This is a genomic window from Bacillus sp. P4_D3 (assembly GCF_056401855.1).
Window position 1 is genome coordinate 1 of the sequence record NZ_JBFUIN010000692.1, and the last position, 1607, is coordinate 1607.

The following is a 1607-nucleotide window of genomic DNA, read 5'->3' on the forward strand; positions in this document are numbered from 1 at the left end:
AACAGTGGCATCTTCGTTGTTTTTTAGTGGGCTACAACTAGTGAAAAGTAACAAAGAAAGAATAAACAGTAATTTTACACGCATATAACCCCTCCCTTTTTTTGTAATTATAGTATGTAAATAGTGTTATTTCCATTTTTATTTCTAGGACTAAAGGCTTAGTAAAAATTCCGATTGAAGTGCGATGTTTAAAATGTCATATTTTTATACACTAGTAGTATAKAATGCGTATGTTATGAAGTAAGGTAGGGGAAGGGATCTATGTCTTTATGTCGGTTAGCGAGAAAAAATATACAAACATTTGCTACCAAAAGGTTAAAACAATTTACGTGGATTGCTATGAATACAATGATTTGTTTTTTTATGATATCATTCCGATTCAATGAAGTTGTAATAAGTAAAGCGGGATATACACTTATATTTGTAAAGTGGTTTTATGCTATGTTTCTATTTGTAGTTTTTGTATGTATTTTCATTACTTATAAAATGACAGCCTCTTTTTTACAGGTAAGAAGAGAGGAGTTTAAATCGTACGAAGTAGTGAATATGACGAGAAAGGAAATGTTATGTTTATTGTGTCATGAGCAATTATTAATTTACGGAGGAGCTTTCGTTTTCGGATTAATTCATGGTATGTTATTTTTGAAATTATTTATTATTATTTTTATGAAAGCAGTAGGAATCCAAGGAGTAACAAATGCACCGATTACGACGTATGCGATAATGGTAACAGCAGTTGTTATGATAACCGTCATTATAGTATCAATGTGGCAATGTTGTAGGTTTATACAAAGGTTAAAGGGTGAAAAGTCATATGAAACAAGGAAAAAGGCATGAGAAATCATGGCTTTTTCTTCATTTTACACATGTTATTAATCATGATACAGTGGGAAGAACTGAAAAAAAGAGTTAAGAAGAAAGGTTGTATGGAATGATAAATGAGCAAGCGATCGTAAAAGTTGATCGATTAACAAAGCGAATTGGTTCAAAGACGTTAGTAGAAAATATTAGTTTTGAAGTGAAAAAAGGTGAAGTAGTTGGCTTATTAGGACCAAATGGTGCTGGAAAAACGACATTAATGCGAATGATGGTCGGAATGATTCGTATGACAGAAGGAGAAGTATGGATTGATGGTCAATCTGTAAAACAGCAATTTGAAAAAACTGCTGCGAAAATTGGCGCTGTAATTGAGACACCAGAATTCTATCCTTTCTTAAGCGGCTATGAAAATTTAACATATTTCGGACGAATGAATGGAAATGTAACTGAAGAGCGTATCGATGAAGTTGTGCAACTATTAGGAATGGGACAAGTGATTGACCGTAAAGTAAAAGCATATTCACTCGGTATGAGACAACGTTTAGGAATTGCTCAGGCACTTATACATAATCCAGATGTATTAATACTAGACGAACCAACGAACGGATTAGATCCTAGTGGTATACATGAAATGCGGATGTACATAAAGAAAATTGCACATGAACAAGGAAAAGCTGTTCTTGTCTCTAGTCACTTACTCTCAGAAGTTGAATTAATGTGTGACAGGGTTATTATTATTCAGCACGGAGAATATGTCGCAACACAAAATATTCAAAGTGATCAAAAGG

The 1607-nt window shown here is 33.2% G+C and carries 2 protein-coding genes; both read left to right on the forward strand.

The genetic code is table 11. The features are described from left to right. Positions 1-261: 261 nt before the first annotated feature. Positions 262-837, forward strand: a complete 576-nt coding sequence (locus tag AC1DTM_RS25635; protein ID WP_016105857.1) for an FtsX-like permease family protein — start codon at positions 262-264, stop codon at positions 835-837. Between the two features lie 94 nt (positions 838-931). Beyond that, positions 932-1607 (forward strand): ABC transporter ATP-binding protein (locus AC1DTM_RS25640; RefSeq protein ID WP_477001206.1); only part of this gene is annotated, 676 nt, incomplete at its 3' end.